Source organism: Microbacterium sp. LWH7-1.2, assembly GCF_038397755.1.
Classification (GTDB): domain Bacteria; phylum Actinomycetota; class Actinomycetes; order Actinomycetales; family Microbacteriaceae; genus Microbacterium.
This window is the reverse complement of record NZ_CP151637.1, coordinates 1,543,303-1,561,086: the sequence shown is the minus strand read 5'-3', so window position 1 is coordinate 1,561,086 and position 17,784 is coordinate 1,543,303. Positions and strand designations below refer to the sequence as shown.

18 protein-coding genes are annotated in these 17,784 nt (G+C 68.8%); 17 read left to right on the top strand and 1 reads right to left on the bottom strand.

The window, feature by feature from the left end:
• Positions 1-73 precede the first annotated feature (73 nt).
• From prmC to MRBLWH7_RS07380, 13 genes are all read left to right on the top strand, one after another.
• On the top strand, positions 74-952 hold the full coding sequence (gene prmC, locus MRBLWH7_RS07440; protein WP_342000695.1) for a peptide chain release factor N(5)-glutamine methyltransferase: 879 nt from the start codon (positions 74-76) through the stop codon (positions 950-952).
• Positions 953-1,009: 57 nt separating this feature from the next.
• On the top strand, positions 1,010-1,789 hold the full coding sequence (locus MRBLWH7_RS07435) for an L-threonylcarbamoyladenylate synthase (RefSeq protein WP_342000693.1): 780 nt from the start codon (positions 1,010-1,012) through the stop codon (positions 1,787-1,789).
• Positions 1,786-2,994, top strand: a complete 1,209-nt coding sequence (locus MRBLWH7_RS07430; RefSeq protein WP_342000691.1) for an MraY family glycosyltransferase — start codon at positions 1,786-1,788, stop codon at positions 2,992-2,994. The genes MRBLWH7_RS07435 and MRBLWH7_RS07430 overlap by 4 nt, the downstream gene beginning before the upstream one ends.
• Positions 2,991-3,479, top strand: coding sequence for a hypothetical protein (locus MRBLWH7_RS07425; protein WP_342000689.1), 489 nt, complete (start codon positions 2,991-2,993; stop codon positions 3,477-3,479). Before MRBLWH7_RS07430 ends, MRBLWH7_RS07425 begins: the two co-directional genes overlap by 4 nt.
• Before the next feature lie 167 nt (positions 3,480-3,646).
• Positions 3,647-4,438 (top strand): F0F1 ATP synthase subunit A, encoded by a 792-nt coding sequence (gene atpB, locus MRBLWH7_RS07420; protein ID WP_342001961.1) that lies wholly within the window; start codon positions 3,647-3,649, stop codon positions 4,436-4,438.
• A gap of 62 nt (positions 4,439-4,500) precedes the next feature.
• Positions 4,501-4,740, top strand: coding sequence for an ATP synthase F0 subunit C (gene atpE, locus MRBLWH7_RS07415; protein WP_056121278.1), 240 nt, complete (start codon positions 4,501-4,503; stop codon positions 4,738-4,740).
• Between the two features lie 41 nt (positions 4,741-4,781).
• Positions 4,782-5,342 (top strand): F0F1 ATP synthase subunit B, encoded by a 561-nt coding sequence (locus tag MRBLWH7_RS07410; protein ID WP_342000683.1) that lies wholly within the window; start codon positions 4,782-4,784, stop codon positions 5,340-5,342.
• Complete coding sequence (locus tag MRBLWH7_RS07405) at positions 5,342-6,133, top strand: F0F1 ATP synthase subunit delta (RefSeq protein ID WP_342000681.1); 792 nt, start codon at positions 5,342-5,344, stop codon at positions 6,131-6,133. The genes MRBLWH7_RS07410 and MRBLWH7_RS07405 overlap by 1 nt, the downstream gene beginning before the upstream one ends.
• A 60-nt stretch (positions 6,134-6,193) precedes the next feature.
• Positions 6,194-7,831 (top strand): F0F1 ATP synthase subunit alpha, encoded by a 1,638-nt coding sequence (gene atpA / locus MRBLWH7_RS07400; RefSeq protein WP_342000678.1) that lies wholly within the window; start codon positions 6,194-6,196, stop codon positions 7,829-7,831.
• Positions 7,832-7,851: 20 nt separating this feature from the next.
• Complete coding sequence (locus MRBLWH7_RS07395) at positions 7,852-8,748, top strand: F0F1 ATP synthase subunit gamma (protein WP_342000676.1); 897 nt, start codon at positions 7,852-7,854, stop codon at positions 8,746-8,748.
• Between the two features lie 33 nt (positions 8,749-8,781).
• On the top strand, positions 8,782-10,230 hold the full coding sequence (gene atpD / locus MRBLWH7_RS07390) for a F0F1 ATP synthase subunit beta (RefSeq protein ID WP_342000674.1): 1,449 nt from the start codon (positions 8,782-8,784) through the stop codon (positions 10,228-10,230).
• 2 nt (positions 10,231-10,232) lie between these two features.
• Positions 10,233-10,493: a F0F1 ATP synthase subunit epsilon gene (locus MRBLWH7_RS07385; protein ID WP_194397897.1), complete on the top strand. Its 261-nt coding sequence runs from the start codon at positions 10,233-10,235 to the stop codon at positions 10,491-10,493.
• A gap of 93 nt (positions 10,494-10,586) precedes the next feature.
• Positions 10,587-11,336 (top strand): peroxide stress protein YaaA, encoded by a 750-nt coding sequence (locus MRBLWH7_RS07380; protein WP_342000670.1) that lies wholly within the window; start codon positions 10,587-10,589, stop codon positions 11,334-11,336.
• Positions 11,337-11,363: 27 nt separating this feature from the next.
• On the opposite strand, the gene MRBLWH7_RS07375 is transcribed toward MRBLWH7_RS07380, so the two are convergent.
• Positions 11,364-11,816 (bottom strand): DUF4282 domain-containing protein, encoded by a 453-nt coding sequence (locus MRBLWH7_RS07375; protein WP_342000668.1) that lies wholly within the window; start codon positions 11,814-11,816, stop codon positions 11,364-11,366.
• Between the two features lie 192 nt (positions 11,817-12,008).
• On the opposite strand from MRBLWH7_RS07375, the gene MRBLWH7_RS07370 reads away from it, so the two are divergent.
• From MRBLWH7_RS07370 to MRBLWH7_RS07355, 4 genes are all read left to right on the top strand, one after another.
• Positions 12,009-12,773: a large exoprotein gene (locus tag MRBLWH7_RS07370; RefSeq protein WP_342000666.1), complete on the top strand. Its 765-nt coding sequence runs from the start codon at positions 12,009-12,011 to the stop codon at positions 12,771-12,773.
• Between the two features lie 89 nt (positions 12,774-12,862).
• Complete coding sequence (locus MRBLWH7_RS07365; protein WP_342000663.1) at positions 12,863-13,846, top strand: aldo/keto reductase; 984 nt, start codon at positions 12,863-12,865, stop codon at positions 13,844-13,846.
• A gap of 137 nt (positions 13,847-13,983) precedes the next feature.
• Entirely contained in the window at positions 13,984-15,717 is a 1,734-nt protein-coding gene (locus tag MRBLWH7_RS07360) for an ABC transporter ATP-binding protein (protein WP_342000661.1), read from the top strand.
• 26 nt (positions 15,718-15,743) lie between these two features.
• Entirely contained in the window at positions 15,744-17,759 is a 2,016-nt protein-coding gene (locus tag MRBLWH7_RS07355) for an ABC transporter ATP-binding protein (RefSeq protein ID WP_342001960.1), read from the top strand.
• Positions 17,760-17,784: the final 25 nt, after the last annotated feature.

Genomic DNA, 17,784 nt, shown 5'->3' with positions numbered 1-17,784 from the left:
GTTGATCCCCGCGCGATCGCGACCCGTCGGGCCGCGCCGCCGGGTGAAGCACTCCGCCTAGAGTGGATCGGTCATGCCTGCTCCCGACGAATCCTCCGTTCTTTCCGACGCTCTCCGGCGTGCCGCCGCCCGCCTGGCCGAGGCCGGCATCGCCGACCCGTCCGTCGACGTCGAGCTGCTCGCCGCCTTCGTGCTCGGAACCGGGCGCGGGGGAGTGCAGGCGGCGGCGATCCGCGGCGACCGGCTCACCGCGCAGGATGCCGCCCGTCTCGACGAACTCGTCGCGCGCCGCGTCACGCGCGAACCGCTGCAGCACATCACCGGCACGGCCCCGTTCCGCCACCTGGAGCTGCGGGTCGGCCCGGGCGTCTTCGTGCCGCGTCCCGAGACCGAGGTCGTCGCGCAGCTGGCGATCGACGCCCTGCGGGCGGCAGCATCCGTGTCTCCCGTCGCTGTGGATCTCGGCACCGGCAGCGGCGCGATCGCCCTCGCGATGGCGACCGAGGTGCCGCACGCCCGGGTGTTCGCGGCGGAGAACTCGGTCGACGCCTTCGTATGGACGAAGGAGAACTTCTCGCGGGTCGGCGCCGACAACGCGACGCTCGCCTTCATCGACCTGGCCCACGCGTTCCCGGAGCTCGACGGCACGGTGTCGGTCGTGGCGTCCAATCCTCCCTATGTTCCGGATGCTGCGATCCCGCGCGATCCGGAGGTGCGCTTCTTCGATCCGCCCGCGGCCCTGTACGGAGGGGAGGACGGCCTCGACGTCGTCCGCATCCTGAGCGCGGTGGGAATGCGCCTGGCGCACCCCGGCGGCATGCTCGTGATCGAGCACGGCGAATGGCAGGGGGAGGCGATCCGCCGGATCCTCGAGGCCGACGGCTGGCGCGCCGCCGCGACGCACCCCGACCTCACGATGCGCGACCGCGCGACCACCGCGCTGCGCCCCTGACCGTGCCGCCGCTTCGGAGCGTTCGTCCGGGCCTTCACAACTAGACTGGCGGGCGACATGTCCCCCATCTACGACTGCCGTGACGAGTCACAGCTGCTCACCGGCATGCGCCAGGCGCGCCAGGCCATCGGCCGGGGCGAGCTCGTCGTCATCCCCACCGACACCGTCTACGGCGTCGCCGCCGACGCCTTCGACCACGCCGCCGTCGCGCGCCTACTCGCGGCGAAGGGTCGTGGCCGCCAGTCGCCGCCCCCCGTTCTCGTGGCCGGGCTCACGACGCTGCGCGCGCTCGTCGCCGAGGTGCCCGAACCGATCGAGCGTCTGGTCGAGGCCTACTGGCCCGGCGGCCTCACCATCGTGCTGCCCTCGCAGCCGTCCCTGTCGTGGGACCTCGGCGAGACTCGCGGCACCGTCGCGGTGCGCATGCCCGCGCACCGCATCGCCCTCGAACTCCTCGAAGAGACCGGACCCCTCGCCGTCTCGAGCGCCAACCTCACCGGCATGGCGGCCGGCATCACCGCCGAGGATGCGGAGGGGATGCTGAAGGACAGCGTCGCCGTCTACCTCGGCGACGGGCCGTCGAAGACCGGCATCCCTTCGACGATCATCGACGCGACCAGCCTCGTCGTGGGCGACGAGCCCCGGGTGCGCGTGCTGCGCGACGGCGCCGTGAGCCGCGAGCAGCTGCGCGACGTGCTCGGCGACCTCCTCGAACCCGACCCCGGCTCGGAGCCCGCGGCAGATCCGGCAGCTTTCGAGACGGATGCCACGGCCGACGTTGCTGCGGACCCTGAGGCGGTTGCGGCGCTCGAGGCGCCGGAACCCGACCGCTCGTGAAGCAGTACGTCTTCACGATCCTCCTCACGGCGGCCGTCACCTTCGTCCTGTCGTGGGCGGTGTGGCGACTCAGCCTCAAGTACAAGCTGTATCCGGGCATCCGCGAGCGCGACGTCCACAAGACCCCTACGCCGCGCCTCGGCGGCATCGCCATGTTCCTGGGCGTGCTGGCGGCGTTCGCGGTGTCGTCGCAGCATCCGTATTTCTCCATCGTCTGGGCGCAGCCGCAGCAGATGTACGCGCTGCTGGGCGCGACCGGGCTCATCGTGGTCGTCGGCGTCCTCGACGACCTGTGGGACCTCGACTGGATGATCAAGCTCGGCGCGCAGTTCCTCGCCGCCGGCGTCATCGCGTGGTTCGGGCAGCTGCAGATCTACACGCTGCCGCTGGGCGGGATGACGATCTTCTCGAGCTGGGCGAGCTTCACTCTCACCGTGTTCTCGATCGTCGTCGTCATGAACGCGGTGAACTTCATCGACGGGCTCGACGGGCTCGTCGCCGGTGTGTGCCTCATCGCGAACCTCGTCTTCTTCGCGTACTCCTACATGGTGTTCCGCGACATCGGCTCGAGCACTTACTTCACGCTGTCGTCGCTCATCGCCGCCGTGCTCATCGGCGCGTGCATCGGCTTCCTCCCACTGAACTGGAGCCCTGCGCGCCTCTTCATGGGCGATGCCGGCGCGCTCATGCTCGGCCTCCTCATGGCGTGCTCGGCGATCTCCATCACCGGCAACTTCGACCCCGCGATGATCGCCGACAACGACGCCTTCGGCCGCTCGCAGCTGCTCGGTGCGTTCATCCCCATCCTCCTGCCGGTCGTCGTCGTGCTGCTGCCGCTGCTCGACTTCGGCCTCGCCGTCGTGCGGCGCATGAGCAGGGGCAAGTCGCCGTTCTCGCCCGACCGCAAGCACCTGCACCACCGCATGCTCGACATGGGCCACACCGACCGCGACGCCGTGCTCATCTTCTACGCGTGGACCGCGCTGGTGAGCCTTTCGGTGCTGTTGATGTACATCGGCACGACGCTGCAGTGGCCGGGGGACTACCTCTTCGGCGTGTTCTACGGCATCGTCGGCATCGCCGCATGCCTCGTCGTCACCCTTCTTCCCTCTCACCGCCGCCCGCTCGCCGCGGCGTCGGTGTCTTCCGATCCCGAACCCGCACCGCAGCCCGATCCCGCGCCCGCACAGGAGGACGCCCGATGAGCCCCAGTCCCGTTTCCAGCACCCCGATCCTTCGCACCGTCCTCGTGTGGTCTGGCACGGTGACCGCCATCCTGGCGGTCATCGGTGCCGTGGTCGGATTCCTCGTCGCAGGCACGAACGGCCTCTGGAGCGCCCTCGCGGGCGTGCTTGTCGCGGCCGTCTTCCTGGGCATCACCGCGGCGAGCATACTGATCGCCAATCGGTGGTACGGCAACGAGCTCTATGTGCCGGTGTTCTTCGGCATCGTGATGGGCGGCTGGATCCTCAAGTTCATCGTCTTCATCGTGATCCTGTTCGTCCTTCGCGGGCAGCCGTGGATCCAGCCCACGGTCTTCTTCCTCGCGCTCGTGGCGAGCGTGGTGGCATCTCTCGCGATCGACGTGGTGGTGATGCTGCGCATGCGGGTGCCGCACGTGAGCGATGTGGCTCTTCCGACCGACCCCGACACGGGGGACAAGCGGGACGAAGAACCGCGCGCGTCCTGATCCGCCCGCCCGCGGATTCAGCGACCTCACAAGTTTGATAGGCTGAACGAGCGCCCGCCCACTCGCTCAGCGAGTACTTGCGGAGTGACGCTCATCGACCATCGTCGCAACGGTTCTCGACCGGTGCCCCGAAGCTGGAGCCAGCGCTGTCTATTCATGCTGCGACCCTGATCGCCCCCTTTGCCACGGATGAACCCCCCGTCTTCCACGGGCCCTCGATCGATGAGTTCTTCCCTGAGATCCTCTTCAATCTTGCCGGTGTTCCGATCACCCGGATCCACCTCATCCAGTTCCTCGCCACGATCGCCGTCGTCGTGATCTTCTGGCTCGGCACGCGCCGCATGCGTGTCGTGCCGGGGCGCTTCCAGAGCCTCGTCGAGATGGGGCTGGACTTCGTCCGCGTCAACATCGGCGAAGATCTGCTGGGCAAGAAGGACGCCCAGCGCTTCCTGCCGATCCTCACGACGATGTTCTTCATGATCCTGTTCATGAACATCACGGGCATCATCCCGTTCCTGAACATCGCCGGCACCAGCATCATCGCGGTGCCGCTGACCCTCGCGGTCGTGAGCTACGTGACGTTCATCTACGCCGGCATCAAGAAGAGCCCGAAGAACTTCTTCAAGAACTCGCTCTTCCCCTCGGGCGTGCCGTGGCCGATCTACATCATCGTCACGCCGATCGAGCTGATCTCGACGTTCATCATCCGTCCCGTCACGCTGACGCTCCGACTCCTGATGAACATGATGGTCGGCCACCTGCTGCTCGTGCTGTTCTTCGCCGCCACGCAGTTCTTCATCTTCGACATGGGCGGCTGGTGGTCGATCCTCGGCGCCGGCAGCCTCGCGTTCGGCTTCATCTTCACCCTGTTCGAGATCCTGGTGGCCGTCCTCCAGGCCTACGTCTTCGCCCTTCTCACCGCGGTCTACATCCAGCTCGCGGTCGCCGAAGAGCACTGAAAGCGGGACGGCGCTGCGTCCGGAAGACGCAGGGCCGCCCACAACCGAAAGGAAACACCCCCGTGGACGCAACTACCGTTCTCGCTGAGGTCACCGGCTCCATCGCCACCGTCGGTTACGGCCTTGCAGCGATCGGCCCGGCCATCGGCGTGGGCATCGTCGTCGGCAAGACGATCGAGGGCGTCGCCCGCCAGCCCGAGCTGGCCGGCCGCCTGCAGGTGCTCATGTGGATCGGTATCGCCTTCACCGAGGCGCTCGCCTTCATCGGCATCGCGACCGGCTTCATCTTCGGCTACGCGTGATCCTGACGACCTCTACTCACGACCTCACCTAAGGAGACAGGATGCTGAACGCTCTTGTCACGTACGCCGCGGAGGAGGGCGCCGAAGCGGCGCACAACCCTCTGCTCCCCGCGTGGTACGACATCATCTGGTCGTCGGTGTGCTTCATCGTCATCCTCGTCATCTTCTGGAAGGTCGCCCTTCCGCGGATGAAGAAGCTGCTCGACGAGCGCTCCGCTGCCATCGAGGGGAACATCGCCAAGGCCGACGAGGCCCAGCGCAAGGCTGAGGCCGCCCTCGAGGAGTACACGGCGCAGCTCGCCGCCGCGCGCCAGGAGGCCGGTGAGATCCGCGACGCCGCCCGCGAGGACGGCAAGAAGATCGTCGCCGAGGCCAAGGAGACTGCTTCCGCGGAGGCCGCGCGCCTGACCGCCACCGCGCACGCGCAGATCGAGGCGGAGCGCCAGACGGCACTCGTCTCGCTGCGCAGCGAGGTGGGCACGCTCGCCCTCGACCTCGCCGGCGGTGTGATCGGCGAGACGCTGTCCGACGACAAGAAGGCTCAGGCCGTCGTCGACCGCTTCCTCGCCGAGCTCGAAGAGTCCGAAGGGGCCAAGGCGTAATGGGCAGCGCGACCACTCAGGCCCTGGCGGCGACGACGGCGGCGCTGCGCGCCGCGTCGGGCGTCGACCTCGACGTGGCCGGCGAGCTGTTCGCCGTGGCGCGCGCCGTGGGCGACTCGTCGCAGCTGAGCGGCGCGCTCGCCGACTCCGCCGCGTCGCCAGAGGCCCGCCGCAAGGTCGTCTTCGACGTGTTCGGCAAGGCCGTGAAGCCGGCGACCGCATCGCTGCTGGCGACCGCCGTCGCCGAGCGGTGGTCCTCGTCCGCCGATCTGGTCGACGGCATCGAGGAGCTCGCCGTGCGGGCCGCCGCGATCGCCGACGCGAACGCCGACGTCGAGGCCGAGCTGTTCGCATTCACGCGGACCGTGGCCGACAATCCCGAGCTCGAGCTCGCGCTGGGCAGCCGACTGGGCGACTCCGCAGCGAAGGGCGCGCTCGTCGAGAAGCTCCTCGCGGGCCGCGCAAGCGCAGGGGCGACGCTGATCGCGACTTCCCTGATCCGCCAGCCCCGCGAGCGGCGCGTGCGTCAGCTGCTGGCGCGTGCGACGCGGCTCGTCGCCGACCAGCGCAACCGCGCGGTCGCGACGGTCGTCGCCGCGGCACCGCTCAGCGCGGCGCAGAGCGAGCGACTCACCGCTGCGCTCACCAAGCGCTACGGCACGCCGGTCTCGCTGAACACCGTCGTCGACCCGACCGTCGTCGGAGGCGTGCGCGTGCAGATCGCGGACGACGTGATCGACGCGAGCGTGTCGGCGCGCCTGGCCGACCTCCGTCAGCGGCTCGCCGGCTGACACAGACTTCCCGCGCACGCGGAGATTTCGGGGCCGAGGCCCCTTGAACGAAGGAAAACAATGGCAGATCTCACTATCAGCCCTGATGTCATCCGTGACGCGCTGAAGGACTTCGTCGCCGCCTACGAGCCCACCGGGGCCGCGGCCACCGAGGTCGGAACCGTCGTCGACGCCGCGGACGGCATCGCCCACGTCGAGGGCCTGCCCGGTGTCATGGCGAACGAGCTGGTGATGTTCGCGGACGGCACTCAGGGCCTCGCACTGAACCTGGACGAGCATGAGATCGGTGTGGTCGTCCTCGGCGACTTCTCCGGTGTCGAGGCCGGCCAGCAGGTCACCCGCACCGGCGAGGTCCTGTCGGTCGCCGTCGGCGACGGCTACCTCGGCCGCGTCGTCGACCCGCTCGGCAACCCGATCGACGGTCTCGGCGAGATCGCCACTGTCGGCCGCCGTGCGCTGGAGCTGCAGGCGCCCGGCGTGATGCAGCGCAAGAGCGTGCACGAGCCGCTGCAGACCGGCATCAAGGCCATCGACGCGATGATCCCCGTCGGCCGCGGCCAGCGCCAGCTCATCATCGGTGACCGCCAGACCGGCAAGACGGCCATCGCGATCGACACGATCATCAACCAGAAGGCCAACTGGGACTCGGGCGACGTCAACAAGCAGGTGCGCTGCATCTACGTCGCCATCGGCCAGAAGGGCTCGACGATCGCGGCCGTGAAGGGCGCGCTCGAGGACGCCGGTGCGCTGGAGTACACGACCATCGTCGCCGCTCCCGCGTCCGACCCCGCGGGCTTCAAGTACCTCGCGCCCTACACCGGCTCGGCCATCGGCCAGCACTGGATGTACGAGGGCAAGCACGTCCTGGTCATCTTCGACGACCTGTCGAAGCAGGCCGAGGCCTACCGTGCCGTGTCGCTGCTCCTCCGCCGCCCCCCGGGCCGCGAGGCCTACCCGGGCGACGTCTTCTACCTGCACTCGCGTCTGCTCGAGCGCTGCGCGAAGCTGTCCGACGAGCTCGGTGCCGGTTCGATGACGGGCCTGCCGATCATCGAGACCAAGGCGAACGACGTCTCGGCGTACATCCCGACCAACGTGATCTCGATCACCGACGGCCAGATCTTCCTGCAGTCCGACCTGTTCAACGCCAACCAGCGCCCGGCGGTCGACGTCGGCATCTCGGTTTCCCGAGTCGGCGGCGACGCCCAGGTCAAGTCGATCAAGAAGGTCTCCGGCACGCTCAAGCTCGAGCTCGCCCAGTACCGCTCGCTCGAGGCGTTCGCGATGTTCGCGAGCGACCTGGACGCGGCCTCCCGTCGCCAGCTCGCCCGCGGTGCGCGCCTGACCGAGCTGCTCAAGCAGCCGCAGTACTCGCCGTACCCCGTGGAAGAGCAGGTCGTCTCGATCTGGGCCGGCACCAACGGCAAGCTCGACTCGATCGAGGTCGAGGACGTGCTCTCGTTCGAGCGGGAGCTGCTGGACTACCTCCGCCGCAACACCACGATCCTCGACACGCTGCGCGAGACCAACGTTCTCGATGACGACACCGTCGCGGAGCTGACGAAGCGGACCGACGACTTCATCCTCGAGTTCCGGGCCGGCAAGGGTCAGGCCATCGGCAAGCCCGGCCACGAGGAAGTCGCGGCGGCGCAGGCGGACGACGTGAACCAGGAGAAGATCGTCAAGGGCCGCCGCTAAGGCGGGCCGGGGCTAGCACAATGGGCGCACAACTCCGGGTCTACAAGCAGAAGATCAGCTCTGCTCAGACGACCAAGAAGATCACGAAGGCGATGGAACTCATCGCGGCTTCGCGCATCCAGAAGGCGATGGCGCGTGTGCGCGCGTCGTCGCCCTTCGCGCGTGCCGTGACGCGTGCCGTCTCCGCCGTGGCGACGCACTCCAACGTCGACCACCCGCTGACCGTCGAACGCGAGACGATCCGCCGCTCCGCGGTCGTGATCTTCACGTCCGACCGCGGCCTCGCGGGCGCGTTCAACTCGCAGATCCTGCGAGAAGGCCTCGAACTCGCGCAGCTGCTGCGCCAGGAGGGCCGCGAGCCGGTGTTCTACCTCGTCGGTCGCAAGGCGGTGGGGTACTTCCAGTTCCGCCGCATGGACAGTGCCGCCGAGTGGACGGGCGACACCGACACTCCGCACTTCACCACCGCCGAGGAGATCGCGGCGACGCTGCTCGACGCGTACGACCGCGGCGGCGAGGAGAACGGCGTCGACGAGATCCACCTCGTCTACAACCGCTTCGTCAGCATGATGACGCAGACGCCCGAGACGGTGCGCCTGCTTCCGCTCGAGGTCGTCGAGGCCGACGAGGCGTCCTCCGCCGCGGTGTACCCCCTGTACGAGTTCGAGCCGGATGCCGAGACCGTGCTCGACGCCCTCCTGCCGGTGTACATCCAGAGCCGCGTCTTCAACGCTCTCCTGCAGTCGTCGGCCGCCAAGCACGCCGCGACCCAGAAGGCGATGAAGTCCGCCAGCGACAACGCCGACAAGCTCATCACCGACTACACGCGCCTGCGCAACAACGCGCGCCAGGCCGAGATCACGCAGCAGATCGCCGAGATCGTCGGCGGCGCCGACGCGCTCTCGTCGAGCAAGTGATCGCGCACCAGACCACACGAAAGAGAAGAAGCCATGAGCCTCACCGCTGACAAGACCGAGACGGAGGTCGTCGGGCGCGTCGCCCGCGTCACCGGCCCCGTCGTCGACATCGAGTTCCCGCACGACTCGATCCCCGACATCTACAACGCGCTGAAGACGACGATCACGATCGGCGACGAGTCGACCGAGATCACGCTCGAGGTCGCTCAGCACCTCGGCGACGACCTCGTCCGTGCGATCTCGCTCAAGCCGACCGACGGCATGGTCCGCGGCCAGGAGGTGCGCAACACCGGCGGCCCCATCACAGTGCCCGTCGGCGACGTCACCAAGGGCAAGGTGTTCAACGTCACGGGTGACGTGCTGAACGCGGAGCCGGGCGAGACCATCGAGATCACCGAGCGCTGGGGCATCCACCGCCAGGCGCCGTCGTTCGACCAGCTCGAGTCGAAGACCGAGATGTTCGAGACCGGCATCAAGAGCATCGACCTCCTCACCCCGTACGTGCAGGGTGGCAAGATCGGCCTCTTCGGCGGTGCCGGCGTCGGCAAGACGGTGCTCATCCAGGAGATGATCCAGCGCGTCGCGCAGGACCACGGCGGTGTGTCGGTGTTCGCCGGTGTCGGCGAGCGCACCCGTGAGGGCAACGACCTCATCGGCGAGATGGAGGAGGCGGGCGTCTTCGACAAGACCGCCCTCGTCTTCGGCCAGATGGACGAGCCGCCGGGGACGCGTCTGCGCGTCGCCCTGTCGGCCCTCACGATGGCGGAGTACTTCCGCGACGTGCAGAAGCAGGATGTGCTGCTCTTCATCGACAACATCTTCCGCTTCACGCAGGCCGGTTCCGAGGTCTCGACGCTGCTCGGCCGCATGCCCTCCGCGGTGGGCTACCAGCCGAACCTCGCCGACGAGATGGGCGTGCTCCAGGAGCGCATCACCTCGACGCGCGGTCACTCGATCACGTCGCTCCAGGCGATCTACGTTCCCGCCGACGACTACACCGACCCGGCTCCGGCGACCACGTTCGCGCACCTCGACGCGACCACCGAGCTCTCGCGTGAGATCGCGTCGAAGGGCCTGTACCCGGCCATCGACCCGCTGACCTCGACGAGCCGCATCCTCGACCCGCGCTACATCGGTGAGGACCACTACCGCGTGGCCACCGCCGTGAAGCAGATCCTGCAGAAGAACAAGGAGCTGCAGGAGATCATCGCGATCCTCGGCGTCGACGAGCTCTCAGAAGAGGACAAGATCGTCGTGTCGCGCGCGCGCCGCATCCAGCAGTTCCTCTCGCAGAACACCTACATGGCGAAGAAGTTCACCGGTGTCGAGGGTTCGACCGTTCCGATCAAGGAGACCATCGAGTCGTTCGACGCGATCGTCAAGGGCCAGTTCGACCACGTCGCCGAGCAGGCCTTCTTCAACGTCGGCGGAATCTCCGACGTCGAAGAGCAGTGGGCGCGCATCCAGAAGGAGAACGGCTGATCATGCCGCTCAAGGTGAGTCTCGTCTCCGCGGACGCGGAGGTCTGGTCGGGGGAGGCCTCGCTCGTCGTCGCCAAGACCGTCGAGGGCGAGATCGGCTTCATGACCGGCCACGAGCCGGTGCTCGCGATCCTCGCCGAAGGTCAGGTGCGCATCACCCAGACCTCGGGGACGAAGATCATCGCCAACGCGCAGGACGGATTCCTGTCGATGGAGGGCGATGACCTCACGATCGTGGCCGGGAACGCCGCACTGATCTCCTGATCGACGATCATCCGCACTCGGCCGGTCCCTTCGGGGATCGGCCGAGTCGTTTCATCCGGCACCCTCGCCCCGACCACCGCCACGGAGAGAGTCATGCTGATCCTGCTGCCCCCGTCCGAGACGAAGCGGGCCGGGGGCACACGCCGGCCGCTGGACGTCACGCGGCTCGCACTGCCGCAGCTCGCTCCGCAGCGCGAGGCCGTCGTCGCCGCACTGGTCGCTCTGTCGGGCGACGAGGACCACGCCGCCCGCGTCCTCAAGCTCGGTCCGAAGCAGCGCGGCGAGGTCGCGGTGAACGCCGCCTTGCGCGACGGCCCGTCGATGGCCGCGATCGATCGCTACACCGGCGTGCTCTTCGACGCGCTGGATGCAGCATCCGTCTCCGCCGCCGGCCGGCGCTGGCTGGGAGCCCACGTCCTCGTGCACTCGGCGCCGTTCGGGCCGGTGGGGGCTCTCGATCCGATCCCCGCGTACCGCCTCGGCGCCGCGACGTCGCTCCCGGGCGTGCCGCCGCTGCGGCGACTGTGGGGCGCGGACGTCACCGCCGCCCTCGCGGCGCTGGAACCGCGCTTCGTGCTCGACCTCCGCTCCGAGGCGTACGTCGGGCTGGGTCCCGTGCCTGCGGACGTCGCCTCGCGGTACGTCCGCGTCGTGACGGAGGGCGCCGACGGTGCCGTCCGTGCCCTCAACCACTTCAACAAGCACGCGAAGGGCGCGCTCGTGCGCCGGCTCGCCGAGGATCGCCCGCGCATCGGGTCTGCGGCGGCCTTCCTGTCGTGGGCGGATGCTGCGGGCCTGCGCGTGCGCGAGACCGGAACCGGCGAGCTCGAGCTCTTCGCCTGACTGGCGGCGTGGAGGACACGCCGCGCGTCAGTGCTTCGTGTGCTCGGCGGTGCGCTCGGTGTTCTCGGCGATCGCGATCAGGGCGACGACCGCCTCGATGATGAACCTGAGCAGGATGATCGCGAGGAAGGTCACCACCGGCACCACGATGATGGTGGCGATGAGCCCGGTGATTCCCGCGCCGACGTTCAACCACATGAGCGAGATCGCACTCATGATGCCGCCGACGAAGTACACGATGAACCCGATGGCGATCGCGATCAGCCCGACGAAGTAGAACACGCTCGCCAGCCGCCGGGTGATGAAGGTGCGGAACGACAGGTCGAACAAGGCGGAGAAGAAGCCTCGGCCGACGTCGTCCACCTCGCCTCGGATCGTCGGAACCCCCGTGTCGTCCGGATCGGCCGCCCGGGCGGCGTCGGCGGCCGACTGCGGGGGCAGCGGCGGGGGAGTCGGGGAGGACGGAGTCTGGTCGGTCATGGCAGCCCTTCGGTCGGGAGTTGTGCTCAGGCTATCCACCCGACGCATCGGGAAGCCATCCCCCGGATCGGGCCGCCAATGCTGACAGTCGGCTGAGAGCGTCGCTAGCATGTGTCGAGCGGAGCAGGGGCTCCGCTGGCGCGTCCCGACGTGTCCAGAACCGACTCTCTCGGAGGTCGCTCCACAATGCAGATGGACTACTACGACGGCGGTGGCGCCGGGGCGCTCATCGCCTGGCTCGTCCTCGCACCTTTCCTCTTCCTGCTCGCCATCGCCGGGTACGTCATCGGCTCGTGGTTCCTCATGAAGGTCTTCGATAAGGCCGGCGTGCAGGGCCGCTGGCGCGCCTGGGTGCCTGTCTACAACTCGATGGTGGCCGCAAAGCTCGGTGATCTGTCACCCTGGGTCATGCTCGGGGCGATTCTGATCGCCGGCTTCCTCGGTCAGATCCCCGTCGTCGGCTGGATTCTGAGCCTCGTCGGCATCGCAGCCTGGGTCCTCTCCGGCTGGCGCATCGGCGCCAAGCTCGGCGCGTCGTGGGCGCTCCTGCTGCTGTGGCTCATCCCCGGGGTCGGCATCCTCATCTGGCTCGGCATCCTGGCGTTCGGCAGCTCGCGCTGGAACCCGAACATCACGCCGTCGCCGTGGCGCAACTCGTTCCTGAAGGACACCACCGTGTGGCAGGGAATCCCGGTGCAGCCCGACCAGGGGGCAGCCCAGGCCGCTGCAGCCGTGCCCGGGTACGGGACCCCCGCCGGCTACCAGCCTCCGGCCGGATACACCGCACCGCCGGCTCCGCCCGCCGGTTACGCGCCGCCGCCCGCGCCCGCTGCGGCGCCCGCCGCGCCGGTGCCGCCGCCCGCGGCCGAGCCCCCGGCCGCTCAGCCTCCGGCCGCGCCGCCGGCGACCGAGGCGCCCACCACCGAGCCGCCGGCGCCCGAAGCGCCCCGGCCGTAGCATCGCCTGACAGCCCCTCGCCGTGCGGCGAGGGGCTGTCGCGTTCCCCGCGGGGCGGCAGCATCCGTATCCCGGGATAGCGTGGACGCATGACCTCGACTGTTCCGCTGCGTCGGGTCGGCGCGTCCGGCCTCCTCGTCTCCGCCGTCGGCCTCGGCTGCAACAACTTCGGCCGCCCGGGCACGCGCAGCGAGACGCTCGAGGGCACGCGGGGGGTGCTGGACGCCGCCATCGATGCGGGGGTGACCTTCCTCGACACCGCCGACATGTACGGCGGCGACCCCGGCCAGTCCGAGACGCTCATGGGGGAGGCGCTCAAGGGGCGCCGCGACCAGGTCACGCTCGCGACCAAGTTCGGTCACCCCGGCCGCGACATGGGCTACCCGCCGTCGGGCGCGAAGGGCTCGCGGTCGTACATCCGGCGTGCGGTCGAGGCATCCCTCACCCGCCTGCAGACCGACTGGATCGACCTGTACCAGCTGCACGTGCCCGACGACGACACCCCGATGGAGGAGACGCTCGACGCCCTCGCGGACCTCGTGCGCGAGGGCAAGGTCCGCTACATCGGGCACTCGAACTTCTCGGGCTGGCAGATCGCCGAGGGCCACTTCACCGCCCTCATGCGCCACGGCGTGCCGTTCGTCTCGTCGCAGAACGAGTACAGCCTGCTCGCGCGCGGAGCCGAGCGGAACGTGCTGCGGGCCGTCGAGCGGTATGGCCTCGGCTTCTTCCCCTACTTCCCGCTCCACAACGGACTTCTGACCGGCAAGTTCACGCGGGACGCCGCGCCCGCCGACACCCGCATCATCCGTCAGCGCCGCCACATCTACGACGATGCGCCGTGGGATGCGCTCGAGGGGTACCAGGCGTTCTGCGACGCGCGGGGCATCACGATGCTCGAGGCGACTTTCGGATGGCTGCTGTCGCGTCCGGCGCTGTCGAGCGTGATCGCCGGCGCGACGACGCCCGAGCAGGTGCGGGCGAACGCCGCGGCGGCCTCGGCGTGGACGCCGACGGCCGCGGATCTCGCGGCGATCGATGCGCTGTTCCCGCCGCCGGAGTCCGCCCTCTGACAGCTCACGAACGGGCGCCGGGGGAGTTCGCCGACGGCGTACGCGACGGGCTGTCCAGGGTGACGACGCAGGCGTAGCGTCGCTATCCGTGCGCGGTCCGCGTGAGCGGGCGACTCCGCGCGCCGGAAGGGACCGTCGTGCTCGGAAAGCTCCTGGTGCGGTATCTGAGTCCTGCGTGGCCGCTCATCGTCGCGGTGGTCTTCTTCCAGCTGGCCCAGTCGATCGCGTCCCTCTGGCTGCCGACGCTCAACGCCGACATCATCGACAACGGCGTCGTCACCGGCGACATCCCCTACATCTGGTCCACCGGCGGCGTCATGCTGATCGTGAGTCTGGTGCAGGTGATGTGCGCGATCGTCGCGGTGTACTTCGGCTCGCGTCTGGCGACCGGAATGGGCCGTGAGCTGCGCGGCGACCTCTTCCATCGCGTCGTGGCGTTCTCCCAGCGCGAGGTCGGCCAGTTCGGCGCCCCCTCGCTCATCACTCGCAACACGAACGACGTGCAGCAGGTGCAGATGCTGGTGCAGGTGTCGGCGACGCTCATGATCTCGGCGCCCATGCTCGCGATCGGGGGCGTCATCATGGCGATCAGCCAGGACGTCGGCCTGTCGTGGCTGATGGCGGTCGCGATCCCGGTGCTGCTCGTCATCGTGGGGCTGATCGTGTGGCGGATGGTGCCGGCGTTCACGCAGATGCAGAAGCGCATCGACCGCGTCAACCAGATCATGCGCGAGCAGCTGAGCGGCATCCGCGTCGTGCGGGCGTTCGTGCGCGAGCGGCAGGAGCGCACCCGCTTCGAGGCGGCCAGCGACGACGTGATGGCGACGGGACTGCGCGCGGGCAACCTGATGGCGTTGATGTTCCCCGCCGTGATGCTGGTCATGAACGTCTCGAGCGTCGCGGTGATCTGGTTCGGCGCCTTTCAGGTGCAGAACAACGGCGTGCAGATCGGCACGCTGTTCGCGTTCCTCACCTACCTGATGCAGATCCTGATGGGCGTCATGATGGCGACCTTCATGTTCGTGATGATCCCGCGCGCCGCCGTGTGCGCGAACCGCGTCGGCGAGGTGCTCGAGACCGAGCCGTCGGTGTCGACGCCCCTCGCCGCAGCATCCGCGCCCGTTCCCACCGGCCGGATCGAGTTCGACCACGTGGACTTCGCGTACCCGGGCGCCGAGGACGCTGTGCTGCACGACGTCACCTTCACGGTCGAGCCCGGCACCACGACCGCGGTCATCGGCTCGACCGGCTCCGGCAAGACGACCCTGATCAGCCTCGTGCCGCGGCTGTTCGACGTGACCGCGGGCAGCGTCCGGGTTGACGGGGTCGACGTGCGCGACTACGACCCCGACGAGCTCTGGACGCGCGTGGGGCTGGTGCCGCAGCGCGCATTCCTGTTCTCGGGCACTATCGCCTCGAACCTGCGGTACGGCGACCGTGATGCGACCGACGAGCAGCTCTGGACGGCGCTCGAGCTCGCGCAGGCCGCGGACTTCGTGCGGGCCATGCCCGAAGGCCTCGAGGCGCCGGTCGCGCAGGGTGGCACGAACGTCTCGGGCGGGCAGCGCCAGCGCCTCGCCATCGCCCGCGCGCTGGTGAAAAGACCGGAGGCGTACATCTTCGACGACTCGTTCTCGGCCCTGGATCTGAGGACGGATGCTGCGCTCCGCCGCGCGCTCGATACGCACCTGCCCGACGCGACCCGGCTCGTCGTCGCACAGCGCGTCTCGACGATCCAGCACGCCGACCAGATCCTCGTGCTCGATCACGGACGAGTCGTCGGCATCGGCACGCATGCGCAGCTCGTCGAGACCAACGACACCTACCGGGAGATCGTGGAGTCCCAGCTCGCAGCGGAGGCGGCGGCATGAGCGGCCCGGGGCGGGCCCCGCAGCGGATGCCGATCGGCCGAGGCCCGATGGGGCAGGTGACGGGTGGCGAGAAGGCGCAGAACTTCGGTCCCAGCGCGAAGCGACTGCTCGCGACCCTGCGCTCGGACACGCCGCGGCTGTCGGTGGTGCTCGTGTTCAGCATCCTGTCGGTCACTCTCTCGGTGATCGGCCCCAAGCTGCTCGGCGAGGGCACGAATGTGGTGTTCGCGGGTTTCATCTCGCTGCAGATGCCGGCGGGGATGACCAAGCAGCAGATCGTCGAACAGCTCGTCGCGTCAGGCAACCAGGACCAGGCGAACATGATCGCCGCGATGGACTACGTGCCCGGCGCCGGCGTCGACTTCGACCAGCTCGCCCGGATCCTGACGCTCGTGCTCCTCGTCTACGTGTTCTCGAGCCTCTTCGGGTGGCTGCAGGCGCGCATCCTCAACGGTGTGGTGCAGCGCGCGATGCACCGGCTGCGGCTGCAGGTCGAGGACAAGATCCAGCGTCTTCCGCTGTCGTACTTCGACCGCGTACAGCGCGGCGAGCTGCTCAGCCGCGTCACGAACGACGTCGACAACATCGGGCAGACGATGCAGCAGACCTTGTCGCAGGTCGTCATCTCGCTGCTGACCGTGATCGGCGTGCTGACGATGATGTTCATCATCTCGCCGCTGCTGGCCGTCATCGCCCTCGTCACGATCCCTCTCACGATCCTCATCACGGTGCTCGTCGCCCGGCGCTCGCAGAAGCTCTTCGTGCAGCAGTGGAAGACGACGGGCGTGCTGAACGCCCGCGTCGAGGAGACGTTCTCGGGCCATTCGGTCGTGAAGGTGTTCGGCCACCAGAAGGAGGTCGAGGCGGATTTCCGCGCCGAGAACGAGGAGCTGTACCGCTCGAGTTTCGGGGCGCAGTTCCTGTCGGGCGTGATCATGCCCGCGATGATGTTCGTCGGCAACCTCGTCTACGTGGCGATCGCTGTCGTCGGCGGACTGCAGGTCGCCGCCGGGCTGATGTCGATCGGCGACGTGCAGGCGTTCATCCAGTACTCGCGCCAGTTCACCCAGCCGCTCAGCCAGCTGGGCTCGATGGCGAACCTGCTGCAGTCGGGCGTCGCGAGCGCCGAGCGCGTGTTTGAGCTGCTCGACGAGGAGGAGCAGACTCCGGACGACGACCCTGCCGAGACGGCACCGGAGTCGGCCAGCCGCCTCGAGTTCGAGGACGTCTCATTCCGGTACGCGGCCGACAAGCCTCTCATCGACGGTCTCACCCTGGAGGCGCGGCCCGGGAGCACCGTCGCGATCGTCGGGCCCACCGGCGCCGGCAAGACGACGCTCGTGAATCTCATCATGCGCTTCTACGACGTCGACTCCGGCCGCATCGTGCTGGATGGCATCGACACCCGCCGGATGACGCGCGACGACCTCCGCGCACGCACCGGGATGGTTCTGCAGGACACATGGCTGTTCGCCGGCACCATCCGCGAGAACATCGCGTACGGGCGGCCGGACGCGTCGGAGGAGGAGATGGTCGCCGCGGCGAGCGCGGCCTACGTCGACCGTTTCGTGCACGCGCTGCCCGACGGCTACGACACCATGCTCGACGACGAAGCCACCAACCTCAGCGTTGGCGAGCGTCAGCTCGTCACGATCGCGCGCGCGTTCCTGGCCGATCCGCGCATCCTGATCCTGGACGAGGCGACGTCGTCGGTGGACACCCGCACCGAGCTGCTCATCCAGCGTGCGATGTCGCGGTTGCGCGAGGACCGGACGGCGTTCGTGATCGCCCACCGGCTGTCGACGATCCGGGATGCCGACCTCATCCTCGTGATGGAGAACGGGGCGATCGTCGAGCAGGGCTCCCACGCCGAGCTGCTCGCACAGAAGGGCGCCTACTGGCGTCTCTACAACGCGCAGTTCGAGGGTGCGGCCGAGGACGAGGGGCCTGTCGAGCTGCCGACGGTGCCGCAGTCGCCGCCCCCGACGACCGCGCAGATCGTCGTCGATGCCCTCGCCGAGTCCGAAGACGCCGTCGAGTAACCCACTAGTATGTGAAGACGCGGGG